3 protein-coding genes are annotated in these 2,037 nt (G+C 65.7%); 1 reads left to right on the top strand and 2 read right to left on the bottom strand.

All coding sequences use genetic code 11. The annotated features are described in order from the left end of the window. Positions 1-215 precede the first annotated feature (215 nt). Together ACWDA7_RS52355 and ACWDA7_RS52350 are read right to left on the bottom strand one after the other, a co-directional pair. Complete coding sequence (locus ACWDA7_RS52355) at positions 216-449, bottom strand: hypothetical protein (RefSeq protein ID WP_450615224.1); 234 nt, start codon at positions 447-449, stop codon at positions 216-218. Between the two features lie 440 nt (positions 450-889). Beyond that, positions 890-1,519 (bottom strand): TetR/AcrR family transcriptional regulator, encoded by a 630-nt coding sequence (locus ACWDA7_RS52350; RefSeq protein ID WP_450615222.1) that lies wholly within the window; start codon positions 1,517-1,519, stop codon positions 890-892. Positions 1,520-1,693: 174 nt separating this feature from the next. Here ACWDA7_RS52350 and ACWDA7_RS52345 point away from each other — a divergent pair. Continuing rightward, a partial coding sequence (locus tag ACWDA7_RS52345; protein WP_450615220.1) for an MFS transporter occupies positions 1,694-2,037 on the top strand: 344 nt, incomplete at its 3' end.

Genomic DNA, 2,037 nt, shown 5'->3' with positions numbered 1-2,037 from the left:
GACGCGGAGCGAAAGCGGGCGACCAGGACACCCAAAACCGTTCGGGATGTCCGCAGTGACCACACATGGGTCCAAGACCCACTCCTGCTCACTGATTAGGAACGGTAGGGGAGCACCCGAGGCGGAATGCGGCGGCCTTTGAACGCACCTGATGCCGGGGGCTGCCGTGTGTTCGGTCCAGGTGGTGGTCAGGAGTGCCAGGCCCCTCGTGCGGGTCAGGCGTGGTCTACGAGTTCTGCTTTGCCCTGCTGGCGGGCGCAGTGCGCACAGCAGAAGAACTGCCCGTCGGCCTGGAGGCCGTGGCCGAGGATGCGGCATTGGCAGTTGTTGCAGATCGGCGCAATCTTCTGGGCGGCGCACTCGAGGCTGTCGAAGGTGTGGACCGCTCCCTTGGCGTGCACTTCGAATGACATCTCGTAGTCGTTGCCGCAAACCTCACATACGGCCATGGACGCTCAACTCCTCACGGCTTCTTGGTCAGGACTGCTACCGGTACCTGAAACCGCCAGCGTTCGTTGACGGTAGCGAAGAGACGCCGCCGTCCTCGGGCGGCATGGTGGCCTGCGGCCGAGCGGCATACAGGAATCACTCGGCCGGGCGCGGCGGTACGCGCCAGCCGCCTCTGTCCTGCCGGCCTTGATGCAGGATTGCCGCTGCTCTTTGAGTGGGTGAGCACGGAGCTGCCATTGCTTCGTCTGGCCCTGTGCGCGGTGTGAGCCGGTGGGTCCGAGGGCCCTCCCGACGGCGCAGCTCAAGCGGGTAACGGGAAGGTCGTGCCATGACTCGATCCTTTCATGAAATCGAGTCTCTATTCGAACCGTGGCGGTTCGCGAACCGGTTGGCCCGGAGTCAGGTTGGTCTGCCGGTGCGCGGCGTCCATGGGCGGGGGTCAGTTGGCGGGCCGTGTCTCGGGAAGGGCGTGCTCGATCAGTACGCGGGCGGCCTCGAGGGCGTCGTGGCGGGGGCAGGGGCTGTCGAGGGAGGTCTGTAGGGCGGTGGCGCCTTCGAGGAGGACGTTCAGCTGCCGGCCCAGTTGGTCCGGGTTGGCGGCACCTGCGCGGGCGGCGATGGCGGTGAGCTGTTGGGTGATGCCGTTCTTGTGGTGGTGGATCAGTTCCTGCATGTCGGGCATGTGCCCTGCGGCTTCGATAGCGGCGTTGTGGAGCGGGCAGCCGCGGTTCGTCATGCGCCCTGAGGGTCCCGAGGTCGCCTCGGTGAGCATGGTGAACAGCGACAGCAGCTGGTCTTGGGGGGTGAGTCCCTCGCGGCTCAGGTTCTGTTCGATTCGCCGGGTCATTCCGGCCTCGTAGTTGCGCAGGTATTCCTCCACCAGCGCGTTCTTGGTGGGGAAGTGCTGGTAGAAGGTGCGCGTGGAGACCTCGGCGGTCTCGACCAGGCGGGCGATGCCGGTGGCGTGGATGCCCTCTTCGTAGAAGAGCTTCGCGGCTGCCTGCAGGATGCGCTCACGCGCCCCTCGGCCGCCACGTTGCCGGGTGCCAGCTGCGCTCTCTGTCTCCATGCCGCAAGTATAGCAATCGCTTTACTTTGCCGCTCGGATGCGTTAGCTTCAAAGTACAACGTTCGCTTTACTTGAGCGGAGGCTGGCCCTCGGAGCCCGCTGACACTGTCGCGTTGCACCTGCCTGCACCCGCGCCGAAGCGAATCGCCCCAGCCGCTACCGGAGAGAAACATCATGCACATCAAGCCCTGGCGTCCGGCGGAACGAATATCGCGTTCGGTCGGCTTCTGGCTTCTGGCCGTCGCGCTCCTTGCGTTCTTTGCCGCGGCCAGCGCGTTTTCCCCGCTCCTGGTGGTGTACCAGCACCGTTGGGGATTCACGCCGACGATGCTCACCACGATCTTCGCGGTCTACGCCTTGGGCTTGCTGGTTGCGCTGCTGACCGTCGGAGGGCTCTCCGACTACGTCGGCAGGCGGCCCGTGCTCGCCGGCGCGCTGATCGTGGAGGCAGCGTCCATGGTCATGTTCCTCACTGCCGACGGTGTGGGGTTGCTGCTGGTGGCGCGCATCCTGCAGGG

This window comes from Streptomyces sp. NPDC001156, from assembly GCF_053598275.1.
Note: the sequence above shows the minus strand (reverse complement) of the source record. Positions and strands in the feature narration are given on the sequence as shown.